At 64.7% G+C, this 25,567-nt stretch carries 23 protein-coding genes and 1 tRNA gene; 6 read left to right on the forward strand and 18 right to left on the reverse strand.

From position 1 onward, the window contains the following. Positions 1-11: 11 nt before the first annotated feature. Positions 12-896: an alpha/beta hydrolase gene (locus JGU72_RS15115; RefSeq protein ID WP_199684797.1), complete on the forward strand. Its 885-nt coding sequence runs from the start codon at positions 12-14 to the stop codon at positions 894-896. Here JGU72_RS15115 and JGU72_RS15120 read toward each other — a convergent pair. Both JGU72_RS15120 and JGU72_RS15125 read right to left on the reverse strand, forming a co-directional pair. Next, a complete protein-coding gene (locus tag JGU72_RS15120; RefSeq protein ID WP_199684798.1) occupies positions 893-2,380 on the reverse strand; it encodes a carotenoid oxygenase family protein in 1,488 nt (495 codons plus the stop codon). The genes JGU72_RS15115 and JGU72_RS15120 overlap by 4 nt on opposite strands. A 37-nt stretch (positions 2,381-2,417) precedes the next feature. Further along, positions 2,418-2,828 carry a TIGR03667 family PPOX class F420-dependent oxidoreductase gene (locus JGU72_RS15125; protein ID WP_199684799.1) on the reverse strand — a complete coding sequence of 137 codons (411 nt, stop codon included), beginning with the start codon at positions 2,826-2,828 and terminating at the stop codon, positions 2,418-2,420. A 186-nt stretch (positions 2,829-3,014) separates the two neighbouring features. Between JGU72_RS15125 and JGU72_RS15130 the strand changes: the two genes are divergently transcribed. Then, the gene (locus JGU72_RS15130; RefSeq protein WP_199685330.1) at positions 3,015-6,842 is read left to right on the forward strand and encodes a Pls/PosA family non-ribosomal peptide synthetase; all 3,828 of its coding nucleotides are present in this window, start codon (positions 3,015-3,017) and stop codon (positions 6,840-6,842) included. Between the two features lie 3 nt (positions 6,843-6,845). After that, positions 6,846-8,168, forward strand: coding sequence for a M1 family metallopeptidase (locus tag JGU72_RS15135; protein WP_199684800.1), 1,323 nt, complete (start codon positions 6,846-6,848; stop codon positions 8,166-8,168). Positions 8,169-8,172: 4 nt separating this feature from the next. Here JGU72_RS15135 and JGU72_RS15140 read toward each other — a convergent pair whose 3' ends face one another. The 6 genes from JGU72_RS15140 to JGU72_RS15165 form a co-directional block, all read right to left on the reverse strand. Then, positions 8,173-9,021 (reverse strand): LLM class F420-dependent oxidoreductase, encoded by an 849-nt coding sequence (locus JGU72_RS15140; RefSeq protein WP_199684801.1) that lies wholly within the window; start codon positions 9,019-9,021, stop codon positions 8,173-8,175. A gap of 2 nt (positions 9,022-9,023) precedes the next feature. Beyond that, positions 9,024-9,827 (reverse strand): SDR family oxidoreductase, encoded by an 804-nt coding sequence (locus JGU72_RS15145; RefSeq protein WP_199684802.1) that lies wholly within the window; start codon positions 9,825-9,827, stop codon positions 9,024-9,026. A 2-nt stretch (positions 9,828-9,829) separates the two neighbouring features. Continuing rightward, positions 9,830-10,027, reverse strand: coding sequence for a hypothetical protein (locus tag JGU72_RS15150; protein ID WP_199684803.1), 198 nt, complete (start codon positions 10,025-10,027; stop codon positions 9,830-9,832). A gap of 176 nt (positions 10,028-10,203) precedes the next feature. Then, positions 10,204-10,632 (reverse strand): DUF2752 domain-containing protein, encoded by a 429-nt coding sequence (locus JGU72_RS15155; RefSeq protein WP_199684804.1) that lies wholly within the window; start codon positions 10,630-10,632, stop codon positions 10,204-10,206. Beyond that, a complete protein-coding gene (locus tag JGU72_RS15160) occupies positions 10,629-11,327 on the reverse strand; it encodes an RDD family protein (RefSeq protein WP_199684805.1) in 699 nt (232 codons plus the stop codon). The genes JGU72_RS15155 and JGU72_RS15160 overlap by 4 nt, the downstream gene beginning before the upstream one ends. A 40-nt stretch (positions 11,328-11,367) precedes the next feature. Further along, a complete protein-coding gene (locus tag JGU72_RS15165) occupies positions 11,368-11,643 on the reverse strand; it encodes a trypco2 family protein (protein WP_199684806.1) in 276 nt (91 codons plus the stop codon). Positions 11,644-11,772: 129 nt separating this feature from the next. Here JGU72_RS15165 and JGU72_RS15170 point away from each other — a divergent pair, with 129 nt between their 5' ends. Continuing rightward, a complete protein-coding gene (locus JGU72_RS15170) occupies positions 11,773-13,356 on the forward strand; it encodes an FAD-binding oxidoreductase (protein ID WP_199684807.1) in 1,584 nt (527 codons plus the stop codon). Here JGU72_RS15170 and JGU72_RS15175 read toward each other — a convergent pair whose 3' ends face one another. The 3 genes from JGU72_RS15175 to JGU72_RS15185 all read right to left on the reverse strand — a co-directional run bounded on the left by JGU72_RS15175 (position 13,357) and on the right by JGU72_RS15185 (position 15,876). Then, on the reverse strand, positions 13,357-14,109 hold the full coding sequence (locus JGU72_RS15175; protein ID WP_199685331.1) for a glycoside hydrolase family 25 protein: 753 nt from the start codon (positions 14,107-14,109) through the stop codon (positions 13,357-13,359). Between the two features lie 48 nt (positions 14,110-14,157). Further along, positions 14,158-15,066, reverse strand: a complete 909-nt coding sequence (locus tag JGU72_RS15180; protein WP_199684808.1) for a mechanosensitive ion channel family protein — start codon at positions 15,064-15,066, stop codon at positions 14,158-14,160. 114 nt (positions 15,067-15,180) lie between these two features. Continuing rightward, positions 15,181-15,876, reverse strand: a complete 696-nt coding sequence (locus JGU72_RS15185; RefSeq protein ID WP_199684809.1) for a hypothetical protein — start codon at positions 15,874-15,876, stop codon at positions 15,181-15,183. Between the two features lie 167 nt (positions 15,877-16,043). Between JGU72_RS15185 and JGU72_RS15190 the strand changes: the two genes are divergently transcribed. After that, positions 16,044-16,217, forward strand: a complete 174-nt coding sequence (locus JGU72_RS15190) for a hypothetical protein (RefSeq protein ID WP_199684810.1) — start codon at positions 16,044-16,046, stop codon at positions 16,215-16,217. Between the two features lie 65 nt (positions 16,218-16,282). Here the strand turns inward: JGU72_RS15190 and JGU72_RS15195 are convergent. From JGU72_RS15195 to JGU72_RS15220, 6 genes are all read right to left on the reverse strand, one after another. Continuing rightward, positions 16,283-16,358, reverse strand: a tRNA-Thr gene (locus tag JGU72_RS15195). Positions 16,359-16,423: 65 nt separating this feature from the next. Continuing rightward, the gene (locus JGU72_RS15200; RefSeq protein ID WP_199684811.1) at positions 16,424-17,614 is read right to left on the reverse strand and encodes a DNA polymerase III subunit delta'; all 1,191 of its coding nucleotides are present in this window, start codon (positions 17,612-17,614) and stop codon (positions 16,424-16,426) included. 31 nt (positions 17,615-17,645) lie between these two features. Beyond that, positions 17,646-18,191 (reverse strand): DinB family protein, encoded by a 546-nt coding sequence (locus tag JGU72_RS15205; RefSeq protein ID WP_199684812.1) that lies wholly within the window; start codon positions 18,189-18,191, stop codon positions 17,646-17,648. Positions 18,192-18,238: 47 nt separating this feature from the next. Continuing rightward, the gene (gene topA / locus JGU72_RS15210; RefSeq protein WP_199684813.1) at positions 18,239-21,121 is read right to left on the reverse strand and encodes a type I DNA topoisomerase; all 2,883 of its coding nucleotides are present in this window, start codon (positions 21,119-21,121) and stop codon (positions 18,239-18,241) included. A 141-nt stretch (positions 21,122-21,262) separates the two neighbouring features. Then, the gene (locus tag JGU72_RS15215) at positions 21,263-21,847 is read right to left on the reverse strand and encodes a hypothetical protein (RefSeq protein WP_199684814.1); all 585 of its coding nucleotides are present in this window, start codon (positions 21,845-21,847) and stop codon (positions 21,263-21,265) included. Between the two features lie 318 nt (positions 21,848-22,165). Beyond that, the gene (locus tag JGU72_RS15220; RefSeq protein WP_005248460.1) at positions 22,166-22,369 is read right to left on the reverse strand and encodes a cold-shock protein; all 204 of its coding nucleotides are present in this window, start codon (positions 22,367-22,369) and stop codon (positions 22,166-22,168) included. A 403-nt stretch (positions 22,370-22,772) separates the two neighbouring features. Between JGU72_RS15220 and JGU72_RS15225 the strand changes: the two genes are divergently transcribed. Then, on the forward strand, positions 22,773-25,142 hold the full coding sequence (locus JGU72_RS15225; RefSeq protein WP_199684815.1) for a DEAD/DEAH box helicase: 2,370 nt from the start codon (positions 22,773-22,775) through the stop codon (positions 25,140-25,142). A gap of 5 nt (positions 25,143-25,147) precedes the next feature. Here JGU72_RS15225 and JGU72_RS15230 read toward each other — a convergent pair whose 3' ends face one another. Then, a complete protein-coding gene (locus JGU72_RS15230) occupies positions 25,148-25,519 on the reverse strand; it encodes an STAS domain-containing protein (RefSeq protein WP_233532485.1) in 372 nt (123 codons plus the stop codon). Positions 25,520-25,567: the final 48 nt, after the last annotated feature.

Below are 25,567 nucleotides of genomic sequence, written 5' to 3' on the forward strand. Positions count from 1 at the left end.
CTCTCCGGTCCATGCCAGACCGCATCGACGTGACGTTCGAATCAGGCGACGACCTCATCAGCGCATGGCTATACCAGGCCGACCGGACGGGCCCCGGGCCTGCCGTTGTCCTCGGCCACGGCCTCGGTGCGGTCAAGGAGATGGGCCTCGACCGCTACGCTGAGCGGTTCGTCGCCGCCGGCTACACGTGCCTCGTGTTCGACTACCGGCATTTCGGGGAAAGCGGCGGCGAACCGCGTCAGTTGCTCGATATCGATCGGCAATTGGCCGACTGGGCGGCGGCGATCGGTTACGCCCGCTCACTGTTCTACGTCGATCCCGACAAGGTGGCGATCTTCGGCTCGTCGTTCGGCGGCGGCCACGTGATCATTTCCGCTGCACGCGACCCACGCGTCGCCGCAGTCATCTCTCAGTGCCCCTTCACAAGTGGCACCGCGTCGGCGTTGACGCTCGGACCCGCGATCGCGAAAGTGACCGCACTCGCTGTGCAGGACGATCTCGCGCGAATCCTCGGTCGGGCGCCGGTGATGGTGCCCCTCGCGGGCAGTCCGGGCGAAGCTGCGCTGATGAACTCAGCCGACGCGGTCGACGGCTTTCTGGGTCTCGTACCGGAGGGCCACTACTTCCGGAACGAAGTTGCAGCGCGCGTGGGAACCAGAATTGCGCTGCATCATCCCGGCCGGTCAGCGAAGAAGGTGCAGAGCCCAATCCTGTTCTGCGTCTGCGACACCGATACGGTAGCGCCTGCAAAACAGACCTTGGAATATGCGATTCAGGCTCCGCGCAGCGAGATCGTCCGCTACCCGGTCGGTCATTTCGACATCTACGTCGGGGACGCATTCGAGAAGGCGATCGCCGATCAGGTCGCCTTCCTGGAACGTCACCTGCCGGTCTAACGCCAGTTCGGCAGGCTGTCCCCCGCGGCCCACGTCGAGTGCGTTCCACTCGAAATACGTTCGGGTAAAAGCAATCTCGCGATCGGGCCGAGCGTCACGTTTGCCGCGTCGAAGACCAAGCATTCGGACCGGTCGTTGTCGACATCGGTCGTCAGCGTGATCAGGTAGCCGTCGTCCTCTGCCGTAGCTCCGACCCGCGGAGCGACGGCGGTCTCGCTGCCGAACACACCCTCGCCGAACGAGTAGTGCTCTTCCTTACCGGTATCGCCGTCGTGGCGCAGCAGACCGTCGAAGAGGAAGAACCCAGGTACTCCCGTCGTCGAATACGTGTAGCGATGCTGCCTACCGGCGAACTGGCCGTTGATCATCGGGAACTCGCTCAGCGTGTCGCTGAGTCGCTCCTCGGAAGTAGCACCCGTTCGCATGTTCATTCGCCACCGGTGCAGTTTCGTCTGCATGCCGTCGAGCGAGAGAAACCGCGAAAGGCGTTGGTAGTACGTAGCATCCGGTGCAACCTGCGGCTCCGGACAGTCCTGGAAGTATCCTTCGACGACCACCTCGTCGCCGACCTCATAGGCATTCGACCAGTGCAGGACGTAGGTCGGCTCGAATTCGAACCACCGGATCTCGTTGGACTGGCCGCGGCGCGGAATCACGCCGAGCCGGGTCGGGATGTCACGGTGCAAACGGGGCACGAAGGCGTTCTTCTGCAGAAGCTCGGGGTCCCAGAACAGAGGCAGATCGTTCAGGATCGCGTAGTTGTCCGTGTAGGCCATATCGTGCGGAAGGCGTGGTCCCGGAAGTTCGATATCGACGTAGTGGACGAGCCGATTCTCCGCGTCGACCACGCCGTAATGCATGTACGGCCATTCGGTGCTGTAGTTGAAGAACAGCATTTCACCGGTGCGGTCGTCGACCTTCGGATGCGCGGAAACACCGAGGGCGCTGGGAAATTGGCCGTGCCATGTCGATTTGCCGAGGTCGTCCAGGGTCAGCGGATCGAGTCGATACAGATCGCCGCACTGATAGAAGCTCGTGATCGCAACACCGGCGTGAACCACGACGTCGGTGCTCGAGGAATCCTTCATCCGTCCGCGCGCACCCCAGCCGTCTTCGCGGATCGCCTTGGTCGGCCGCTCCGACAGCCCCGCCCACAGCGGCCGGCCGGCTTCCTGCTCGGCGAGCAGACCGTCCGTTCGGACGAACCTGTTGCGGTAGAAAGCTTTTCCGTCCCGGAAGCCGACCAGATGCACCATTGCATCACCGTCGAACGGGTGGTATCGGCCGATCGACGGTAGCGCTGGGTTCTCGGTGTTGCGCAGGTAGATGCCGTCGAGGTCGGCCGGTATCTCGCCCGCCAGCAACTCGAGCTCCGGCGCGTTCCACTCGTTGCGCTGAGGCGTCCACGCACCGGTGCGATACGGATGGTCATCGTCATCGGGCAATGCACTGAGGACCCGCGCGACGAGTTCTGTGTTCGTCACCCCAACCACGCTACATGCGTGTGGCGCACGTCACGAACTACCAGCCCCGCAGCGACTCCGGACGGATTCGCAACAGCACCGAGTAGTCGGCGAGAAACCGCTCCGGGGTGTAATCGATGCCGGTCATATCGGTGCCGTACTTCGCGAGATAACTCTCCCACTCCTCCGGTGTGGGACCGGCCGGGTCGACGACAGCGAGTCCGGTGAACACCGACACCTCACCGCCCTCGGCCGAGCCGTTGAAGTTCAGCGACACATGCGAATTTCGGGCGAGATGAGCCATCTTGGCCGAGTCAGGCTGGGTGAGGATCAAGAACTCACCGCCCGACCACAGGAACCACACCGGCGTCGGGGCGGGCGCACCCGCCTTGCGGACGGTCGTCAACCAGATGACCGCTTCTGCGGCTAGGCGCTCGGCTACCTTGTCTGGGATTGTTTCGATGGTCATATCCACTGCAACACGTGGCGACCGTCTCTGCTTCCTGCACGACTCACCGCATTCGCGTTCACCTTTTGGCAAGCTAACCGTGGGATAACGAGCGAATGGGGGCGGACCGCCTCCGCTCGATAGAAGGTGGGCAGCCGGTTGTCTCTTCAGTCACAGGGTGTGGATCGAACCGAGATCCCGCGCGAAATGCTGCGCGCGTCCGACGCGCCCGATCCGCGCACCCTGCTCGACATCCTCGACGCAGCCGCGCAGGCACATCCCGATGCGCCTGCGATCGACGACGGCGACGCCAGCCTCACCTACAACGAACTGCTCGAAGCAATCGACGAGGGCACCGAGTGGTTGGCGAAATCGGGGGTCCGGGCCGGAGATCGGGTCGGGGTGCGGATGCCGTCCGGTTCGTACTCGCTGTACGTGGCGATTCTGTCGATTCTCGCGGCGGGCGCCGCGTACGTTCCCGTGGACGCCGACGACCCCGAGGAACGCGCCGAGCTCGTGTTCGGCGAGGCCCGCGTCAGCGCGATCATCACTGCGAAGGGCATCACCAAGACGACTCCGGGTCGCACCGGATCCGTACGCCGTCCCACCCCGGACGACGACGCCTGGGTCATTTTCACGTCCGGCTCGACCGGTACACCGAAGGGTGTCGCGGTGAGCCATCGCAACGCCGCCGCATTCGTCGACGCGGAGGCACGCCTGTTCCTCCAGGACGCACCGATCGGGCCCGGCGACCGCGTTCTCGCCGGGTTGTCGGTCGCTTTCGACGCGTCGTGCGAGGAAATGTGGCTCGCCTGGCGATACGGCGCCTGCCTCGTACCGGCGCCACGCGCGCTGGTCAGGTCCGGTATGGACCTCGGGCCATGGCTGGTGAGCCACGACGTCAGCATCGTGTCGACCGTCCCGACCCTGGCTGCCCTGTGGCCGGCGGAAGCCCTGGAGGCAGTGCGGCTTTTGATCTTCGGTGGCGAGGCCTGCCCGCCCGACCTGGTAGACCGACTCGCGGACACCACCGAACGCGAGGTCTGGAACACCTACGGACCTACCGAGGCGACCGTCGTCGCGTGCGCGGCCATGCTGCGCCCCGGCGAACCGGTCAGCATCGGGCTGCCGCTGGACGGCTGGGATCTCGCCGTCGTCGACGGGCATGGCCAACCTGTTGCGGAGGGCGAGGTCGGTGAACTGGTCATCGGCGGCGTCGGTCTTGCCCGGTATCTCGACGCCGCGAAGGACGCCGAGAAGTACGCACCGATGCCGACCCTCGGCTGGGACCGCGCGTATCGCAGCGGCGACCTCGTCCGTCTCGTCCGAACCGGCCTGCTCTTCCAGGGTCGCGCGGACGACCAGGTGAAGCTCGGTGGCCGCCGAATCGAGTTGGGCGAAGTCGATACGGCACTGCAGAACCTTCCCGGTGTCGCAGGAGGTGCCGCGGCTGTCCGCACGACGGGTGCGGGCCATCAGATCCTCGTCGGCTACATCGCAAGTGCGGACGCGGACTTCGACCTCGCCGCGGCGCGCAACTATTTGAGCGAGCAACTTCCGGCCGCCCTGGTGCCGAGGCTCGCCCTTGTCGACGAACTACCGACGCGGACCTCCGGCAAAGTCGACCGCGCGGCCCTGCCATGGCCGTTGCCCGGTGCTGGTGACGACGACCAACCAGATCACGGACTCACCGGCACCGCGGCGTGGGTGGCGGGACTCTGGACCTCGATTCTGGGCGCACAGGTCTCCGGTCCGGATACCGATTTCTTCGAGGTCGGCGGCGGCTCGCTTGCGGCCGCCCAATTGGTGACGGCCCTTCGTGAGCGCTTTCCGAAAGTCACCGTCGCGGAGTTGTACGACCACCCCCGGCTCGGTTCGCTCGCCGAGATGCTCGACGAGTTCGCGCCGTCGGTGGCCGTCGAACCGCGCACGGTGAAGCCGACTCCGTTGCGCTCGCAGCTGATCCAAGTCGCACTGACAGTGTCGCTGATGACATTGACCGGCCTGCAGTGGGTCACCTGGCTCGCCATCGCCGCAAACCTGTTCTCGCATGTCAACCCGGTCTTCCCCACACTGTCGTGGTGGTGGACCGCACTGGGGTTCTTCCTGTTCATCACGCCGATCGGGCGGATTGCGATCTGCGTTGTCGGCGCGCGCCTGCTGTTGCGCGGCGTCGAACCCGGCACATACCCGCGCGGCGGCAGCGTTCACCTGCGCCTCTGGGTGGCGTTACGGCTGTCCGAAGCCAGCGGCGCCGAAAATCTGTCGGGCGCGCCCTGGATGGTCCCATTTGCGCGGGCGCTCGGCGCCAAGGTCGGCAAGGGCGTCGATCTGCACACACTGCCGCCGGTCACCGGAATGCTCGAACTCGGCGACGGTTGTTCCGTCGAACCCGAGGTCGATCTGTCGGGTCACTGGATCGACGGCGACGTGATCCATATCGGTGCGGTCGTGATCGGTCCCGGCGCCGTCATCGGTGCTCGATCCACTTTGCTGCCGGGCTCGACCGTCGGACGAAACGCTGTGGTCGCAGCGGGATCGGGCGTCATCGGCAAGGTCAAAGCCGAGCAGGAGTGGGCCGGTTCACCCGCTGTGAAGGTCGGCAAGGCCGAGCACCCGTGGCCCGACAAGACACCGCGCCGGGCGGTCCACTGGATCGGCGCGTTCGGCATCTCCTCGATACTGATCGCCGGCATGCCGATCTTCGGCCTGAGCGCTGGAATTGCGTTGATCGGCTGGTGGATTCGAAACGACACATCCGTGGTATCCGCATTCGTGCGAGCACTGACGATCCTCCCCCTGGCAACGATCGTCAGCCTCGCGGTCTTCGCGATCGCCACAGTGGTCGCCGTTCGACTGCTCGGGATCGGCCTCACCGAAGGCCACCACCCGGTTCGCAGCCGCATCGGCTGGCAGATCTGGGCGACCGAACGGCTGATGGACTCCGCGCGCACATTCCTGTTCCCGCTGTACGCGAGCTTGCTGACGCCGATCTGGTTGCGCTTGCTCGGCGCGAAGATCGGCAGCAATGTCGAGGCGTCGACGGTGTTGCTCCTGCCGAAATTCACCACGGTCGCCGACGGCGCATTTCTCGCCGACGACACGATGATCGCAAGCTACGAACTCGGCGGCGGCTGGATGCACATCGCCGAAGCGAAGGTCGGCAAGCGCGCATTCCTCGGCAACTCGGGCATGACCGCACCTGGGCGCCGTGTGCCGAAAAACGGGCTGGTGGCGGTTCTTTCCGCGGCGCCCTCGAAAGCGAAAGCCGGTTCGTCCTGGCTGGGCAGCCCGCCGGTACGGCTGCGCCGCGCGCAGAACGACGGTGATTCCGAACGGACCTTCGACCCGCCGCTGAAGCTGAAGATCGCTCGTGCGCTCGTCGAAACCTGCCGGCTGATTCCGGTGATGGTCACGTTCGCGATCGGGCTGGGAGTGTTGTTCGCGCTGGCGGGAATTGCCACCGACGTCGGCTACGCGGCTGCGGCACTCCTCAGCGGAATCGTCCTGCTGATTGCGGGAGCGGTCGCGGGCGCGTCGGCGGTCGCGGCAAAGTGGCTCGTCGTGGGTCGGATCGAGAAGGTCGAACACCCGCTGTGGAGTTCGTTCGTGTGGCGCAACGAGGTCTCCGACGCGTTCGTAGAGACCGTCGCAGCACCCTGGTTCGCCCGCGCGGCGACCGGTACACCCGTTCTGAATGTGTGGCTTCGCGCACTCGGTGCGAAGATAGGTCGTGGCGTGTGGTGTGAAAGTTATTGGCTCCCAGAGGCAGATCTCGTGACTCTTGGCGACGGGGCAACGGTCGAGCGGGGGTGCGTCGTGCAGACTCACCTGTTCCATGATCGGATCATGGCCATGGACACCGTGACGATTGGTGAAGGGGCAACGCTCGGTCCGCACTGCGTCGCGCTGCCTGCTGCAGGGATCGGCGCCGGCGCGACGGTCGGTCCGGCATCACTGGTCATGCGCGGCGATACCGTGCCGCCGTCTACGCGCTGGCAGGGCAACCCGATCGCTCCGTGGACGGGTGGATAGGCGATGTCAGGCAAATTCTACGAAGACCCCATCGATCCGTACCTGCCGCAAGCCGGCAACCGGGGTTATCGCGTCTCGCGGTACGAGCTCGAGCTGCAGTACAAGGTTGCGAGCAACCGCCTGGCCGGCGCAGCGACGATCACGGCGGTGACAACCGCTGTCCGGCAGAAGTTTTCCCTCGACCTCGCCCAGAGCATGTCGGTGTCGAAGGTCTTCGTGAACGGCAGTCGCGCCGCCAAGCACTCCCATCAACACGGGAAGTTGAGCATCACCCCGCAGGACAAGATTCCGGCAGGCGGTGTGCTCTCGATCAGCGTGCAATACGCGGGTACACCCAAGCCGGTCCGCGGCCTGTGGGGCGAGGTCGGCTGGGAAGAGCTGACGTCCGGGTCCATCGTCGCGAGCCAGCCCAACGGGGCATCGTCCTGGTTCCCGTGCGACGACCATCCCAGTTCCAAAGCGAGCTACCGCATTTCGATCACGACCGACTCGCCGTTCTATGCCGTCGCCAACGGCACACTGGTTCGCAAGCAGGTCAAGTCGAGCCAGACGACCTGGGTCTACGAGCAGCCCGAGCCGATGGCGTCCTACTTGGCGACCGTGCAGATCGGCCAGTACGAGAAGCGTCGGGTCGGGCAGAAGCCGGTCGTGATGAACGCGATCATTCCGCCCCGGCTGCGTGACCGCTTCGATCACGACTTCGGTCGGCAACCGCAGATCATGAGCGCCTTCGTCGAGCTGTTCGGTCCGTACCCGTTCACCGACTACACCGTGGTCGTGACCGACGACGAACTCGAGATCCCTGTTGAAGCGCAAGGCATCTCGATCTTCGGTGCAAATCACTGCGACGGCAGGCGCGGCGCCGAGCGACTCGTTGCGCACGAACTTGCGCATCAGTGGTTCGGCAACAGCCTGACTATCAAGGCGTGGAAGGACATCTGGCTGCACGAGGGTTTCGCGACGTATGCCGAGTGGGTGTGGTCCGAGGAGTCGGGCGGCCCGACGGCCGAGCAGCTCGCAAAAGCAGCGCGGCACAACCTTTCCCGAATGCCACAGGACATCGTCATCGGCGATCCCGGCCCGGAGTTGATGTTCGACGACCGCGTCTACAAGCGCGGCGCGCTCACCCTGCATGCGTTACGCGCGGTACTCGGGCGTGAGCAGTTCTTCGAACTTCTCCGGACCTGGACCGCTCGGCACGCCCACTCGTCCGTCACGACCGACGAATTCACCGATCTCGCTTCGCATTTCACGCACATACCGCTGCATCCGCTGTGGAATGCGTGGCTGAACGAGAAGAACCTGCCGGAGCTTTCGCCGCGCTGAAGCGTCAGCCCAAGTAGTCCGGGAATTCCTTGACCAATCGATCGAGCTCGGCGAGGATCTCGTCGCGCCCACCCTCGGGCAGACCCGCCACCACTTCGCTGATGCCGAGCGACTCGTAGTACTCGAGTTTGCCCGGAGTCGGGACGGTGTTGAACGGCACGATGTGCAGTCCCGCGCGATCACGTCCCGCGTCGTCGAACGCGCGGTGCAGGTTCGGCAGCGCCTCCCGAATCCCCGAACCGCCGAACGGCGCCCAGCCGTCGGCGAACTCGGCGATGTGGTCGAACAGCTTGGGACCGGCCGCCCCACCGATCAGAGTGCGCGGCCGGGTTCGGCCGGCCGGTTTCGGCCATGCCCAACTAAGCGGGAGGTCGACGAACCTGCCCGCGAAACTCGCCTCGTCCTGGCTCCACAGCGCTGTCATCGCGAGCATGTATTCACGGGTCAGCGCGCGGCGGGTCGCCGGATCGATGCCGTGGGTCTCCATCTCGTCCTTGTTCCAGCCGTATCCGATGCCGAGGACGAAGCGGCCACCCGAGATGAGGTCCAGCGTGGCGATCTCCTTTGCGAGCACCACAGGATCGTGCTGCATGACGAGGCTGACACCCGTGCCCAGTAGCAAGCGGTCCGTCACCGAAGCCGCAGCGGCGCATGCAATATAGGGGTCGAGCGTGCGCCTGTAGCTCGCGCTGAAATCCCGGCCCTCCGCCGGGTGCGGTGTCTTGCGCGCGACCGGAATGTGGGTGTGTTCGGGAAAGTAGAGCGACCCGAAGCCGCGCGCTTCGGCTTCCTTGGCCAACGTCACCGGATCGATGACCTGATCGGTCAGGAAAATCGTCAATCCCAGCTTCATGGTCAGCGACTCAGCCCGAACTGCTTGGCTATGACCTTCTCTACGAGCGTCGCAGGCGCGAGCCGCTTCAGCAGGAACACGATGGGCGCTCGACTCCCCCTCGCGTACAAGGGTTTCGGACGCTCCGATTCGATCGCTTCGACTATCGTCTCCGCTACTTCCGCAGCGGACACGCCTTCCTTTTCGCGGCCGTCCAACTTCGCGATCATTGCGGCGAACTCGGCCGCGTAGGGCGAATCCTGCCCGACGTACTTGGTCCGCCGCTCACTGATACCGGTGTTGATGGAGCCGGGCTCGACGGTCGTCACCCAGACACCGAACGGCGAAACTTCGAAACGCGCCGCGTCGGAGAACCCCTTGATCGCTGCCTTGGTCGCGACATACGACGACCGGTAGGCCAGCGGGAAGCTTGCGAGCATCGAGCCGACCATGACGATCCGCCCGTACCCCCGCGCACGCATGCCGGGCAGAACCAATTGCGTCAGCCGTACGGGACCGAACACGTTGAGCTGGAAAAGTCGCTCGACCGCGTCGATCGGCAGTTCCTCGATGGGGCCCGACTGGCTCTCCCCCGCATTGTTGACGAGGATGTCGACGTCCCCCAGCACCGCAGCGAAGTTCTCGATGGCCGCTGTGTCCGTCAGGTCGAGCGCACGGTATTCGACGCCGGCGAGGCGTACGTCTGCGGCAATGGTGTCCGGGTTGCGGCTGGTGCCGATCACGCGGTAACCCTTGGCCAACAGCGCGGCGGCGGTCGCCGCACCGATGCCCGACGACGCACCAGTGACGAGAGCTGTTCGAGTCATCTTCAGGGCACCCAATACCTCGTCGCCAGGTCTTCGACAACAGGGTCGTCTTCTGCGGCCTCATCCAGGGCAGCGAGATCCGCGGCAAGCGAGATCAGCCTCGGGTCGTCGGTATCCGCTTCGAAACCGGGGTCGCAGCCGTCCTCGGTGATCTGCCGGAGCAACTTCTCCCGTACCCGCGCCTTGAGCGATTCGGTCATCTGTAGAGCATGCCCGTCGACGCTGGCGCTGTCACCTGAGCCCGTCATTCGCCACCCGTGTCACGGTCTTCGTCGGATCGCCGAAAGACTTGGCGCGCAACCGGGATCATGGCAACGATCGCGCCCGCCACGAGCACGATCGAAAATATCTGAAGCAACATCTACTTCTGCCTCCGTCAGGCCGGGGCCAACCACGAACCCCAGGGCGTATTTCGCAGAATCGTGAACACGGCGAGGAAGACGAGCACGCCGGTTCCAACTTTGCGGTTCACTACGATCATCCTGCCCTTTTCACCGCGCCACCGCTTTCGCACCCAGAGCACCCACGAGACACCGAGCAGCACGATCAGCGGCGCAATCAGGACATTGCTCGACAGCGCAGCGCCGACATCGCCGTACGTCAGATCGTTGACCGCGCGCATCCCGCCGCAACCGGGACACCACAGACCCGTCACGAAATGAAACGGGCACACCCCGTACGAGTACTGCTGGTGCGGGTCGCGGAAATGCAGGAGCACTGTCGCGCCGATGCCGACGCCCGCGACGAGGGTCGGCGGACCGAGAGCCCGCCAACCGACGCGAGAGTCGACAGCCTGCGGCGTCATTGCTGCCTGATCACCACGGAATTGATGATCATGTCGTGCCAGCACTGCTTCTTGTCACTCCACAACGGCCACAGCACGTTGAGAAAGCACGCGCTCGTCAGGATCGAAGCGAGTAGGTATCGGAGAAAGGACGTGCTGACACCGAGCGGTTGACCGGTCCGCTCGCCAATCGTCGTGATGCCGACCCATTTCTTGCCGATCGTCTGACCGGTCCGACCCTGGCGCACGATCACGTTCCAGATAGTGAACGCCAGACCGCCGACGACGCTGAGGACGATCAAGACGACCCCCGCCGTCACGCCGCCACTGTTCAGATCTACTTCTTTGATCGACCCGTCCGAGTACTCGGTAACTTCGGCGCCCGCAAAGAGGACGAAGAAACCCGCGACCATCAGGATCGTGATGGGTAGCGTCAGCAGACCGTCCAGCAGCGACGCACCGACTCGCGCGCCCCAGGACGCGTAGTCGTAGGTGGGTGGCGCACCGTACTGCTGCTGCGCGTACCCGTACGCGCCGTATTGCGGCGGTGGGGCGCCGTGCTGCTGCCCGTACTGCGGCGGTGCGCCGTACTGGGGTGCCGCGTACTGAGGCGCCTCGTACTGAGGCGCCTCGTACTGTGGCGGAGGGCCGTACTGCGGTGGCGTCTTGTTCAGGTTCGGCTGCTGGGGATCGGACGGCTGTTCAGGAAATGACAAGGCGAACTCCCTGGTCGACGACGTTCGCCATCAAGACTAATCAGGTCCGCCGGTGCCGTGCGCCCTTGAGTGGAAGTCCAGGTCGCGCCGGATGGAGCGAGGTCTTGATCCGGTGGACCGGCCCGATCGGCTCATCCGCACCGTTCGAGGTCACCACACCGAAGATCGGCGCCGAATCGCCGTCGCTGCGCAGCTGCACTTCGAGTTCGACTTCGACTTTGCCAAGCTCGAAACCGTTCTGTTCAGCGCGCGCAGCCAACTGCTTCTCGAGCTTGTCGAGCGCGTCGGTGAGTTCGACCCATTCGCCTTCTGCCATCCCGCTACCTCCCGAAAACATACCGTCCCCCGGATTCGTACCATTAAAACGGGCTCAAGGTGCGGTGAGGTGTGCGCTGCCACAGGGTTGAGGCCACGGATTCGGGCCGGGCAACTAGGTTGTCCAAGCATGAGGCAACTGTCGCGGCGACGACTGCTGCTCGGCGCCGCTGCCCTCGGCGGCACCGCGATCACCCTCGGGTTCCCGCCGTTCGCGGGCGCTGTGCCGGAGCGCCGAACCGCACTCGCGCTCGGGCCCGCGGACGCAGACTTTCGCCGCTTGGCGGGCCGCGGCTACAACCCTCGCTTTCGTGGCAGTCCGGAGAAGATCTTCTTGCCAGGAACACCCGCGGAGACAACCGCAGCGGTCCAGCAGTCGCTGGACGAGGGCCTGCGGTGTGCACCACGGTCCGGCGGGCATTGCTTCGCAAATTTCGTCGACAGCCCGGAAAACAGAGCGATCATCGATCTGTCGCAGCTGACCGATGTGCGATACGACGAGGGCCTTCGCGCCTACGCGGTCGGTGCCGGAGCGGACCTCGGCACGGTGTACGAGAAGCTCTTTCGCGGCTGGGGTGTCACGATTCCCGGTGGCACCTGCCTCGGCGTCGGAGTCGGCGGACACGCGACCGGCGGCGGCTTCGGTGCGCTGTCGCGCACGCACGGTGCGGTCGTCGATCACCTCTACGGCGTCGAGATCGTCGTCGTCGACAAAGACGGCAACGCGTCCCTCGAACTCGCCACACGGGAGAACAACCCCGAATTGTGGTGGGCCCACACCGGCGGTGGCGGCGGAAATTTCGGCGTGATCACCCGATTCCTGCTGCGTTCACACGATACCGACGGCAGCTCTCTCGATGCGCTACTGCCGAAACCGCCCCGACAGATGCTCAGCGCATCGATCTATCTGCCTGTGGCCGATGAGAATTCGTTCACCAGATTTGTCGGCAACTACCTGAACATCTTCGAGCAGAACACCGCGAGCGGTACGCGCTTCGCAGACCTCTTCGCGGCGCTGAATGTCGGCTCGCTGGTCGGTAGCTTCAGCCAGGTGACCACGCAGTTGGCGGCGGACCGTCCCGACGCGGATGCGCTGCACGCGGAGTTCGTCTCCGCACTCGTCGAGGGAATCTGGCCGCCTCCGATTGTCACGCCGCCCGTTCGCCGTTCGTTCCTCGATCACATGAATCAGGTGTCGACGCCCCGCGGACCAGCACCGCGCCCCGGCGCATACAAGGCCGCATTCTTGCGAAAGGCGTTGTCACCCGACCAGATTCGACTGATCTATCGATATCTGATGAGTCCGCAAAGCGGCGGTATGGAGTCGGGAATGGAGTTCGTGCCGATGGGTGGCGCGATCAATTCACGGCCGTCCGATGCCACCGCGATGCCTGCGCGCGACTCGTTCATGACGATGGTACTGCTGGGCTCGTGGAGCAACCCCGCAGCCGAAGGTGAACGGGTGCAAGCGATTCGAAGCTTGTACAGCAATCTCTTCGCCACGACGGGCGGCGTTCCGGTGCCGGGCGGAGCGACCGGCGGCAGCTACATCAACTATCCCGATCCGGACCTTCGCGATCCGCGGTACAACGGCTCGGGCGTACCGTGGCACACGCTGTACTACGGCGCGAATTACCAACGCCTACAGCAGGTCAAAGCACGTTGGGACCCGGGGAACGTCTTCCGCCACGGGCTGTCGATCGAACTTCCGTAGCTAGCTGCTGCCCATCGAAATGTAGTACGGGGTATTGGCCCACACCATCAGCGGACCCATGTCGCCGTTGTAGACGTTGCTGTCGCTCGGCGCGTCGATCCCGGGGATGTTTGCACGATCGGTCTGCTGCCAAAAGACCCAGTTCGGCCAGCCGCCGACCAACTCGGGCTGCGGGCTGCCAGTCCAGTCCGCGATCCACAGCGGGTAGCTCGTGAACTGGTTCGAGTTGGCAACTTCGTACTTCCAGAAGCCGGGGCAGGTGTAGACGATCGGGTTACGTCCGGTCAGCACCTTCACGGTCGTCAGCCAGCGGTGCATCCAGTTGATGATGACGTCGGCAGGCATACCGTTACTACGCTCGACGTCGAGGATCGGCGGCAGCGAACCGAGAACGTTCTGCTGGAACACGTTCTGTACGTAGAAGAGTGCCTGCTCCTCGGGATTGTTCTGGTCGAACCGCGGGAAGTGGTACGCACCGCGCAGTACGCCTGCGGCACGCATGCTCGCGGTGTCCTGCTGGAAATGCGGGTTGACGTAATTGGTGCCTTCGGTTGCCTTCACGAGAGCGAAGTCGTGGCCCGCACTCTTGACTGCGAACCAGTCGATCGGTGCGCCGCTCGGATGCTGCCAACCCGACACATCCGGGCCGCTCGGGCGGGGATCGGCGGAACCCGGCGACGCCGCGATCAGCATGGCTACGACCGCAAGCGGCAATGCAGCCAGGAGCTTTCGACGAAGACCGGAACGCGCCATCATGGCCAGGACCGTAGCGCGGCCCGGTCGCCGAAGGCAACTTGCGAACTAGGCCGTACTGGACGTGTACGGAAGCCCGTTCGGGTACGGTGCGCGGATCTTTTCCGCCGCGAAGGCGTCGAGAACAGCGCGGTGAATCGACCGCTGGACCGCCCACTGGCGCGATGCCTTGACCTTCACCGTCAGGCGCAAGGTGACGCCGTCGGCAGTCACCTTCTGCACGCCGAGGAACTCGGGCGGCTCCAGCACGTCGGACTCGATGTTCGAAGCAGTCACTGTTTCTTCCGCGGTCTGCTGTGCGACGTCGCAAGCCCGGTCGATGTCGGACGCGTGCGCGACGGGCAGGTCGACGACGGCGACCGCGTAACCCTGGGACATGTTGCCGACCCGGATGATTTCGCCGTTGCGGCAGTACCAGAGGGTGCCGTTGACGTCTCGGAGCGTCGTCACGCGCAGACCCACGGATTCGATCGTGCCGACAGCTTCGCCGAGATCGACGACGTCACCGACGCCGTACTGGTCCTCGAGCAACATGAAGATCCCCGACAGGAAGTCGCGAACCAAGTTCTGCGCACCGAACCCGATCGCGAGTCCGAGGATGCCGGCCGACGCGAGGAACGGTCTGACGTCCAGCCCGACCGCCGAGAGAATCTGCAGCACACACCAGACGAGCACCGCGATCGACGCAGTCGACTTGAGCACCGAGCCGATAGTGGTTGCCCTGTGGGCCCGGCGTTCGCTCAGCCTCGACCCACGAGCCTCGGCGGACGCTCGCTCCCGCAATGGGCGCAGCAGCGACGGACCGCCACCCGACCGTGGCTTCGTCAACCGGTCGATCCCGCGATGCGCGAGAAAACGGATCAGCAGGGCGAGAGCTATGTACGCAACGATCTCGATCGGACGCTGGATAAGCCAGACTCGGCCTGCCTCGGTCAGTTCGATTGCTAGTTGTGACATCCCGAAAGCCTACGGAAGTCAACGCAGCCGTCCCACCGCCGCTGACCAGCGATTCTGTCGAAACATCCACGCTGAGCAGGGATTTCACCGGAGGGTCAGACGAGTCACATTTCGCTACTCGGCAGCTTGGACCTTCTTGACAGCCGCGACGAAGAGCTGGTCGAAGGCTGCCTGATCCGGCTTCTCGCCGCGAACTCCGACGTTGACGGTCAACCCGCGAATTACGGCGATGCCCTGCATCGTCGTCGATTCGACGGGTCCGATTCCGCCGGTCGTCGAGGTCGATTTGGTGCTGTAGGCAATGGCGTCGATGTCCCCGAGCTCCGCCGGCACCGTCAGCTTCACGTTCTCGACCGCGCCTTCGGAACTTTGCCCCTCGACGCTGAACTTCATGGTGATGTTGGTGCACGTGCCACCCATGGCCGAGTCGATCCGGCCGAGGTCCATCTCGCTGTTCATGACGCTCTCGAGGAAAAGCTCACCGTTGGCGCCGGACGCGGCCACGAGGGAACCGTTCTGCAGCAACTCGTGCGAGAACTCGGACAGGTCCTTCTGGCTCGTCGCACACTCCGGCGGGTTCACCTCCGCCGAGCCCATGATTTCAATGAGTTGCTCGGCCTGAGCTGCGAGCTGCTCTTGCGGCACCGGCTGAATCTTCGCCCCCGCTGGCAGCTCCGGCTCGGTCAGCAGCAGTTCCGCGAGCGACGTACTCGGCTTGTCGCCTCCGCCCGAAGAGCTGTCGTCGGAGCCGCAGCCCGAGACCAGCAACCCCGCAATAGCGACAACGGCAAACAAGGACGATCGGCGCATGTTCCCTCTTATCTCTCAAGTCCCCCGACGAACCATCAGCTCAGTGCCGCAGCGTACCCGAGTCACCTACGGGGGAGTTCTGCCCATCGACAATCCGTGGGGCAGAACGGGAATATTTTATTCGCAAGCAGGACCACGGGAAGACCCATTCAGGAGATCGAAACATCATGTTCAAGAACAGAATTCGCGCATCTGCCGCCGTTGTCGGCATCGCCGCGGCCGTCGCCATCGGCGCCGGACCCGCAGTCGCCGCCGCAGCGTCCACCACCGAACCGGTCAGCTCGTCGTACTGCTATTACGAGTACGACGTCTACGGCAACTGGGTCGTGGTCTGCTTTTGACCGACTACGAGCCTGACAGACGAGAAAGGCCCCGACCCGCTTGCGCTGGGTTGGGGCCTTTCTGCTGGAGCCGCCTAAGAGAATCGAACTCTTGACCTTTTCATTACGAGTGAAATGCTCTACCGACTGAGCTAAGGCGGCGTGCCTTGCGGCGCAGGCGAGTCTATCGTGTCTCCTGGGCTAGACGAAAATTGGCTGCTCAAACGCTACTTTGCGGCGCTCAAAGTGGCCACCATGGCCGCGACGGCGAACTTCGGTTTCACATTCAGGTCGATGGCCTCGCGACATTCCAGAATCGCCTCGACCGAACGGAGCAAACCCTCTGGCGAGGCCCGGTTCGCCAGCTTGGCAACGTCGTTCGCCATGTCGGGATGCGTCGGCGCCACGCTTGCTCCCATCCGAACCGCCAGTGCATCGCGATACAGCCCGGCCAGGTCGATCAGGGCACGGTCCAGCGAATCGCGGCTCGACCTCGTCCGCCGCGACTTCTGCTTGCGTTCCAGGTCTTTCAGGGCGCCGACCGACCCGCGCAGCGCGCCGGCAGCGCCCTTGCCCGTCCCGCCGCCACCCAACGCGGTACGCAGCTCTTCGGTCTCACGTTCGTCACGCTCGGCGCTCATCGAAACCGCATCGGCTTCCGCGGCCTTCACGAGCTCTTCCGCCGCCTCGTAGCCACGGCCCGCACGGGCGGCCGCATCGGCCAAGCCGAGTGCCTGGAGACGGCGATCGCGCGCACCGACGTCGGTCGCAAGGCGCCGCGCCCGGCCCACGTGACCACCACAGATCGATGCGGCCCACTCGGCGACATCGGGCGCCAGCCCGTCCCGCTCGCGAAGGACCTGCGCGATCGCCTCCACGCCCGGTGTGACGAGGTGGATATGCCGGCAGCGAGAGCGGATGGTCACCGAGACGTCTTCTGGATCGGTCGACGGCGCACACAGCAGGAACACCGTCTTCGCTGGCGGTTCCTCGACCGCCTTCAGCAGCGCGTTGGACGCACGCTCGCCGAGACGGTCGGCGTCCTCGATCAGCACGACCTGCCACTCGCCCGTGCTCGGCCGCCTGGCCGCAGTCTGGACGATCGCCCGCATCTCGTCGACGCTGATGCTCAAGCCTTCGGGAATGACACGCCGCACATCGCCATGTGTACCGGCCATAGTGGTCGTGCAGGCCCGGCAATGACCACACCCGGGAGTTCCCGGATCGGTGCACTGCAGCGCGGCGGCAAAGGCGAGTGCGGCGACGGACCGCCCCGACCCCGGCGGACCGGTGAACAGCCACGAGTGGCTCATGGACGATCCCGCCGCTGCCGCGCCACGCCGCGCGGCGACGGCAGCAGCCGTCAACTCTGCCTCGACGGCTTGCTGCCCCACCAGACGATCGAATACCCCGGCCACCGCTACACAGTAGCGGCGCCCACCGACAGCGTCAGTTCCACTCCGCAGCCCAGCTCGCGGCGGTCTCGGGGTCGATGCCCGCGCGTTTGAACGTCGTGTTCGAGCCGTCGATGCTTTCGCGGATGATGTCCGCGTGCCCGCTGTGGTGCGCGATCTCGCGGAACACGTGGAGCAGGATCCGCCGCACCGTCCACCATTCGCGCTCCGGCGCCCACGGCGCGGTCGGAAGCGGAACCACATCGTCCAGACTCGCGACGCCCCGGACGACCTCTTCGGTCCGCGCAACGATCTTGTCCCACTCAGCGAGCAGTCCGTCGACTGTCTGGTGATCGCCGATCACATACTCTTCGGCGGCCTTGGACATATCCATCTCGGCGTTTTCGTCGCGCTCGACGACGACCTCCAGCCAGTGCTTTTCGCAGTTCGACACGTGATGGAGCAGGCCGCCGAGCGTGAACTCGCTCACGGTCGACCGCAGCCGAGCCTGGGTCTCGTCGAGTCCACTGACGGCGATGCGGAACTGCTCGCGCTGGTCGGCAAGCATCGTGATGAGGTCTTCGCGTTCGGTGTTTGTCATGAACCACACGTTAGAGGCAATTGCGGACAGCGTCTGTCCTTAATTGCTCAGCTCTTTTTTGCGGCTGCCGTTCGCTTCGCGGGTGCCTTCTTCGCAGCGGTGGTCGTCTTTTTCGCAGCCGCCTTCTTCGCGGCTGTCGTTGCGGACTTCTTCGCCGGCGCCTTTTTGGCGGGTGCCTTCTTGCGAGTCACCGGGCCGCGTGCACGACGATCGGCGAGCAGCTCGGACGCCCTCGCATCGGTGATCGACTCGACCTCGTCGCCCTTGCGCAGGCTGGCATTGGTCTCACCGTCGGTGACGTACGGGCCGAACCGGCCGTCCTTGATCACCATCGGCTTGTCCGTCGCGGAGTCGTTGCCGAGCTCCCGCAGCGGTGCCGCCGCAGATGCCTGCCGACCGCGCTGCTTCGGCTGCGCGTAGATCGCAACCGCTTCGTCCAGCGTGACCGTGAACATCTGCTCTTCGTTCGCGAGCGAACGAGAGTCGGTGCCACGCTTGAGGTACGGACCGTAGCGGCCGTTCTGCGCGGTGATCTCCTCGCCCGTACCCGGATCGGTGCCGACAACTCGCGGCAGCGACAGCAGCCGCAGCGCATCTTCGAGTGTGATCGTCTCGAGGTCCATCGACTTCAGCAGCGAGCCGGTCCGCGGCTTGGGAGCAGCAGCCTTTTTCGCAGCCTTCTTTGCGGGCGGCTTGGTCGTATCTTCCACCGGCGCAGCCGGTTCGGGGATGATCTCGGTGACGTACGGACCGAATCTGCCTTCCTTGGCAACGATTTCGTGTCCGGTGGCCGGATCGGAGCCGAGTTTGCGGCCCTCCTGCGGTGTAGCGAACAGCTTTTCGGCGAGCTCGACGGTCAACTCGTCGGGCGGCAGATCATCTGGCAGATTCGCGCGCTGCGAGATGGCATCGCCGTCGGGGTCATCCGGATTGCGCACGGACCGTTCGAGATACGGACCGAAACGGCCGACCCGGACGAAGACGTCTCGACCCTCGGAATCTTCGAACATCTTGATGGAGTTGACTTCTCGGGCATCGATCTCTTCGAGCCGCTCGCCGACCATCCGCTTCAGGCCACCGGAGCGAGCAACCGATCCATCGACGCCCTTGTCGCCACCGAAATAGAAGTTGGTCAGCCAGTTTCCGCGTTGTTCGAGGCCACCGGCGATCTGGTCGAGGTCGTCTTCCATCGCGGCAGTGAAGTCGTAGTCGACCAGCCGGCCGAAATGTGCTTCGAGCAAGCCGATTACAGCGAACGCGACCCAGGCCGGCACCAGCGCGCTGCCACGTTTGTAGACGTAGCCGCGGTCGAGGATGGTCTTGATGATCGAGGCATACGTCGACGGCCGACCGATCCCCATCTCTTCGAGTACCTTGATGAGGGAGGCTTCGGTGTAGCGCGCGGGCGGGTTGGTCGTGTGGCCGTCCGGATTCAGCTCGGTCGCCGTGACCGCTTGGCCCTCTTCGAGGACCGGCAGCCGTGACTCGGCGTCGTCGGTTTGACCGCCGGCTTCTTCGTCGACGCTCTCGACGTATGCCTTCAAGAAGCCCGCGAAGGTGATCGTGCGGCCGGACGCGGAGAACGTACATTCCTCGCCGGTACCTGCGACGCCGGTGATGCGCAGCGTCAGCGTGGTGCCGCGAGCGTCGGCCATCTGGGACGCGACCGTGCGCTGCCAGATCAGCTCGTAGAGCCGGAACTCGTCCTGATCGAGCGACGAATGCAACTGGCCCGGGGTTGCGAAGACGTCACCGGCAGGACGGATCGCCTCGTGTGCCTCTTGCGCGTTCTTGACCTTCCGCGTGAACTGCCGCGGAGTCGGGTGCACGTACTCGGGACCGTACAGCTGGGTCGCCTGAGCACGCGCCGCGTTGATCGCGGACTCGGACAGCGTGGTCGAGTCGGTACGCATGTAGGTGATGTAGCCGTTTTCGTACAGTCGCTGCGCTATGCGCATCGTGCGCTCGGAGGTGAACCGCAACTTGCGGCCCGCTTCCTGCTGCAGCGTCGACGTCATGAACGGCGGGTAGGGCTTACGGGTGTACGGCTTCGACTCGGCCGAGGACACCGTGAGATCGACGCCGTTCAGCGCTTCGGCCAACCGGCGCGCGTACGGCTCGTCGATCACCGTGACGGTGCTGGCTTTCAGCTTGCCGTCCGGCCCGAAATCGCGACCGGACGCGACACGCGAGCCGTCGACACTGACCAGCCTGGCACCGAACGTCCGCGGGCTTGCTTCCGCGCCGGCGTCCAGTTTGGCCAGAATGTCCCAGTACTCAGCGGAGCGGAACGCCATCCGTTCGCGCTCGCGCTGCACGATCACACGCGTCGCAACCGACTGCACGCGGCCGGCCGACAGCCGCGGCATGACCTTCTTCCACAGCACCGGGCTTACTTCGTAGCCGTAGAGCCGGTCGAGGATGCGCCTGGTTTCCTGCGCGTCGACCAGGTCGTTGTCCAGCTCACGAGTGTCTTGGGCGGCAGCGCGGATCGCGGACTCGGTGATCTCGTGGAACACCATTCGACGGACCGGAATCTTCGGTTTCAGCGTCTCGAGCAGGTGCCAGGCGATTGCCTCGCCCTCGCGGTCAGGGTCGGTGGCGAGATAGAGCTCGTCGGCGTCCTTCAGCAGGCCCTTGAGTTCGGTGACCTTCGCGCGCTTGTCCGGGCTGACGACGTACAGGGCCTCGAAATCGTGGTCGACGTTCACGCCGAGTCGCGCCCACGACTCGCCCTTGTATTTCGCCGGCACATCGGCGGCACCGCGCGGGAGGTCTCTAATGTGACCGACCGAGGCTTCCACCGTGTATCCGCGGCCCAGGTACGGCGCGATTTTGCGCGCCTTTGTGGGTGACTCGACGATGACGAGGCGACGTATAGTTCGTCCCGCAACCGGCGCGCTCGTCGCCGGTTTGTCTCGTGTTGCCACCTGTGCCGTACCTTTCACATCGCTTGCATCGTGTGCGGACCGCCCCGATGCGCTACACCGTTCCCCGTAAATAACGGGTCCCAGGCCCTCCAGAATTACACACAGTACGCGCGTAGCTGCAGTTCAGTCCTCACAAGGCTGTCAGAAGCGGGGCCAGCCGAGGTCGGGATCTGCGGCAGCGGGCGGCGAACCGATGTTTTCCGCGAGCCTAGTCAGACGCCTTCGTCCGGTAATTCTGAGTCCGGGACTGGAGCCTCTCGTGCCGATCAGCGTCGGCGCGATACCTGCTCGAATCAGTGCCAGAGACAGTGGCGTGTGAGTCTCGGGTGCATGCGGATCGAGGCCGAGCACGAACCGCTCACCGTCGTTCTCCCCATATCCGTCGGCCAGCGCCCAGATACGCAACTCGCGCGGGCCGGGAACCCAGCCGTGCGGCACCGACTTCACTGCACCCTTTGTCCACTGCGACGCCAGCGGCGCAAGGTCGAGGACCGTCTCGGTCCGTACCAGCGGGTGCCCTTCCTGCGATTGCACAATTTCCGCAGCCAGGCCGCACTCTTCGACGAACCCCGCAATCGCACGGGCTCGCCACGATTGCGCGACGACGACCGAAACCCGCGCTGCCGAGTTCGCCGTCACGACCTGACCTGTCCCCGCAAGCAGCCCGCTGAGATCGGTGACCGCAGGCGGCACCGATTCGGCAGAGAAGAAGGACAGCTGACCCACAGAAGGGACAGTAAGACACTTAGGCTCGGTCACGAGTGCGGACACGAAAGATTTCCGGCATCGCAACATTGCCGGCCGGCTGGGCGAATCTTTGACAGTGCAGGTTTCGACGAATTGAGACCTGCCGAATCAAGCTGCACTGCTGCACAAGTCGAGCCGAGAAACCGGACTGTCATTGCCACAGTTCACATCCGGGCTGGGCTTACCTGAAAACCGACCCGTCCCCCGCCACCCGTAGGTGACGAGGGACGAGCTGAGCACGTCTGGCCGACCGCGCCCATGCGGATTTTCTCGTTCGAAACGAACGAAATATTTCTCTTAGACTGCGCGAACTCCGGTGGCCTGCGGGCCCTTCGTGCCCTGGCCCACCTCGAACTCCACGCGCTGGTTCTCCTCGAGGGTGCGGAAGCCGCTGCCCTGGATCTCGGAGTAGTGAACGAAGACGTCAGCCGAACCGTCTTCCGGAGCAATGAAGCCGAAGCCCTTCTCCGCGTTGAACCACTTCACAGTTCCCTGTGCCATGCTTTTCCTTCTCTTTCATACCGGAATCGACGAACAGCACGTCCAGTTCGCCGGGCCCGTTCCGACCGCTGTACTTCTGACCCCCTCAGGAAGCACAAAGCACACCGCTCGCAACAAAAGATCCTGCGAGCGCTTGCACATCGAAGAGCGTACGAACACAGAAGCTGCGACCAGGAATCAGTCAACCACGGTTTGGTGCAGTGCGACAGTCGAGTTGACGACAATTCGTGAAAGTGTTGATCATGCGAAAGCGCAGGTGAGTGGTAGTGCCGACAAATCTGGACAAGGAGTCGGTTTGCTATACGATAACCGGTTCGCGGTCGGTTAGATCGGCACTCGACCGACGTCCGTATAGCATCGAAACCGCTGGTCTCGCGGACATCGCGAGACTGTATCGCCGGAAATGGCGGAGTTTCGATTGACCGACCTGTCCAAAGCCGCAACCATCGACGACATCGCAGAACTCAGTTACGGGCGATCGTTGTTGAATCGTGTCCTCGTGGGCACACCCGCTCGCGACGATCCGCTGACGCACGTCGTCGACCTTCCCGCACGCATCGCCCAGTTCTCCGGCTGGCCGGTCTGGGCCGCGCCGGCCGCGATCGACGCGTTGCGCGAGGTCGGAATCGCCATGCCCTGGTCTCATCAGGTCGAGGCAGCCACGCTCGCCGCAAAGGGCAGGCATGTCGTCGTGTCCACCGGTACTGCGTCCGGGAAATCGGTGGCCTACCAGTTGCCGATCCTCACCGAGCTCAGCCAGAACCCGTTGGCGACCGCCCTCTATCTGGCACCCACGAAAGCCCTTGGCGCAGATCAACTCCGCGCAACCCACGACCTCATCGACGCCGATGACCGCCTCGCGGACATCGCGGCGATCGCCTACGACGGCGATACCCCCGGCGAGGTCCGCAAGTGGGCGCGCGACAACGCTCGCTGGGTCTTCACGAACCCCGACATGTTGCACATCGGCATTTTGTGCGGCCATGCCAGGTGGTCACGCTTCTTCCGGAATCTGCGTTACGTGGTCGTCGACGAATGCCACTACTACCGTGGTGTTTTCGGCTCCAACGTGGCGTTGGTACTGCGTCGGTTGCGCCGTCTTGCGGCGCGCTACGGTGCCGACCCGGTTTTCGTCCTGGCCAGCGCGACGACCGCGGACCCGGGTGCTGCCGCATCTCTTCTGATCGGGGCCGAGTGCGCGGAAGTGACCCACGACGGGTCGCCGCACGGTCCGCGCACGATCGCGCTGTGGGAACCGCCGCTGCTGACCGAGGTCACCGGCGAGAACGGTGCACCCGTCCGGCGGGCGCCGTCCAGCGAAGCCGCGCGAATCATGGCCGACCTTCTCGTCGAAGGCGCGCGGACGCTCACCTTCGTGAGATCCCGTCGGGGAGCAGAACTCACGGCGCTGGGTACTGCCAGATTGCTGGCGGAAGTCGACCCCGACCTGGTGTCCCGCGTCGCCGCGTATCGCGCCGGTTACCTCCCCGAGGACCGTCGCAGGCTCGAAGCGAATCTGGCCGACGGCACCCTGCTCGGCGCGGCAACCACGAATGCGCTCGAACTCGGCGTCGACATTGCAGGCCTCGACGCCGTTGTGGTGGCGGGCTTCCCCGGCACGGTCGCGTCGTTCTGGCAGCAGGCCGGCCGATCCGGCAGGCGGGGCGAGGGATCGCTCGTCATCCTGATCGCGCGCGACGATCCACTCGACACCTACCTGGTGCACCATCCGGCAGCACTGCTGGACAAGCCGGTGGAAGCGACCGTCACCGACCCGACGAACCCGTACGTCCTAGGGCCGCAACTACTCTGCGCTGCTCTGGAATTGCCGCTCACCGATGACGAGGTCCGCGAGTACGGCGGGTGGGACGTGCTGAGCGAACTCGCGGAACAGGGGCTGATCAGGCGTCGCGGCCACGGCTGGTTCGTTGCGGCCGAGACGAAACCGCACGCCGAGATCAACATTCGCGGCGGCGCCGGAATGCAGGTCGCAATCGTGGAAAGCGAATCGGGCCGCATGCTCGGCACGTCGGATGCCGGCCGCGCGCACGCAACGCTGCACGCCGGTGCCGTATATCTGCACCAGGGTGAGACTTTCGTCGTCGACGAACTCGATCTCGAGGACGGCGTCGCGCTGGTGCGCGCGGCTGAACCCGAATGGACGACCATGGCCCGCGAGATCACGGACATCACGATCGAAGACGTCCTCGCGGACCGCTCGTACGGCAAGGTCCGAGTTGCGCTTGCCCACGTCGAAGTCACCCATCAAGTGGTCGGCTACCTGCGAAAGTTGTTGTCCGGCGAGGTCCTCGACGCCGTCGAACTCGATATGCCGGTGCAGCAACTCAATACCCGTGCGGTGCTGTACACGGTGACCCCGGAACTCCTCGAACATGCTGGCATCAGCGAAGATCGGTGGCCCGGCTCGTTGCACGCCGCAGAACATGCTGCGATCGGTCTACTTCCGCTGGTCGCGACGTGCGACCGCTGGGACGTCGGTGGTGTGTCGACCGCGCTGCATCGCGACACGGGTCTGCCGACGATTTTCGTCTACGACGGGCAGCCCGGCGGCGCCGGCTTCGCCGACCGCGGCCATGCCGAGATCGTGACGTGGCTCGGTGCGACTCGCGACGCTATCGCCGACTGCGCATGCTTCGCGGGGTGCCCGTCGTGCATCCAGTCGCCGAAGTGCGGAAACGGTAACCACCCCCTCGACAAAGCGGGGGCTGTCGCGCTGCTCGACGCGGTGCTCGGCGAACTCCGGACCGGGTAGCCGGGTCAGCCGATCCGCTCGACCGCCTCGACGAGGGTCGCGTAGAGCGACAGCGCCTCGTCCAGACCGGTCAGCTTGAGCGGCCGGGCTGTGGCAGGTCCGTCGGCAACCACCGCGAACGCCTTGTCGGCCACACGCTGGCGAGCATCGACCAGGATCGTCATTCCTGCCGAGGCAAGGAAGTCGACACCGGACAGGTCGATGATCAATCCCGTGCGGGCTTTGCCGATCGCGACGTCCACCGCGTCTCGTAGTGTTGCCGCCGTCGCCAGGTCGATCGTTCCGGACACCGTCAGGACCGTCAGATCACTCTGCTCGGAGAGCGCGGTCGTCAGCGTGTCGGGTGATCGCAACTGATCGGCGGGGTCGGTGCTCATGTCCATAATCTTTCACGAAAGGCGCGGGAGCGCATAAATCGGTCCAAT

This window comes from Antrihabitans auranticaus, assembly GCF_016481275.1.
Lineage (GTDB): Bacteria > Actinomycetota > Actinomycetes > Mycobacteriales > Mycobacteriaceae > Antrihabitans.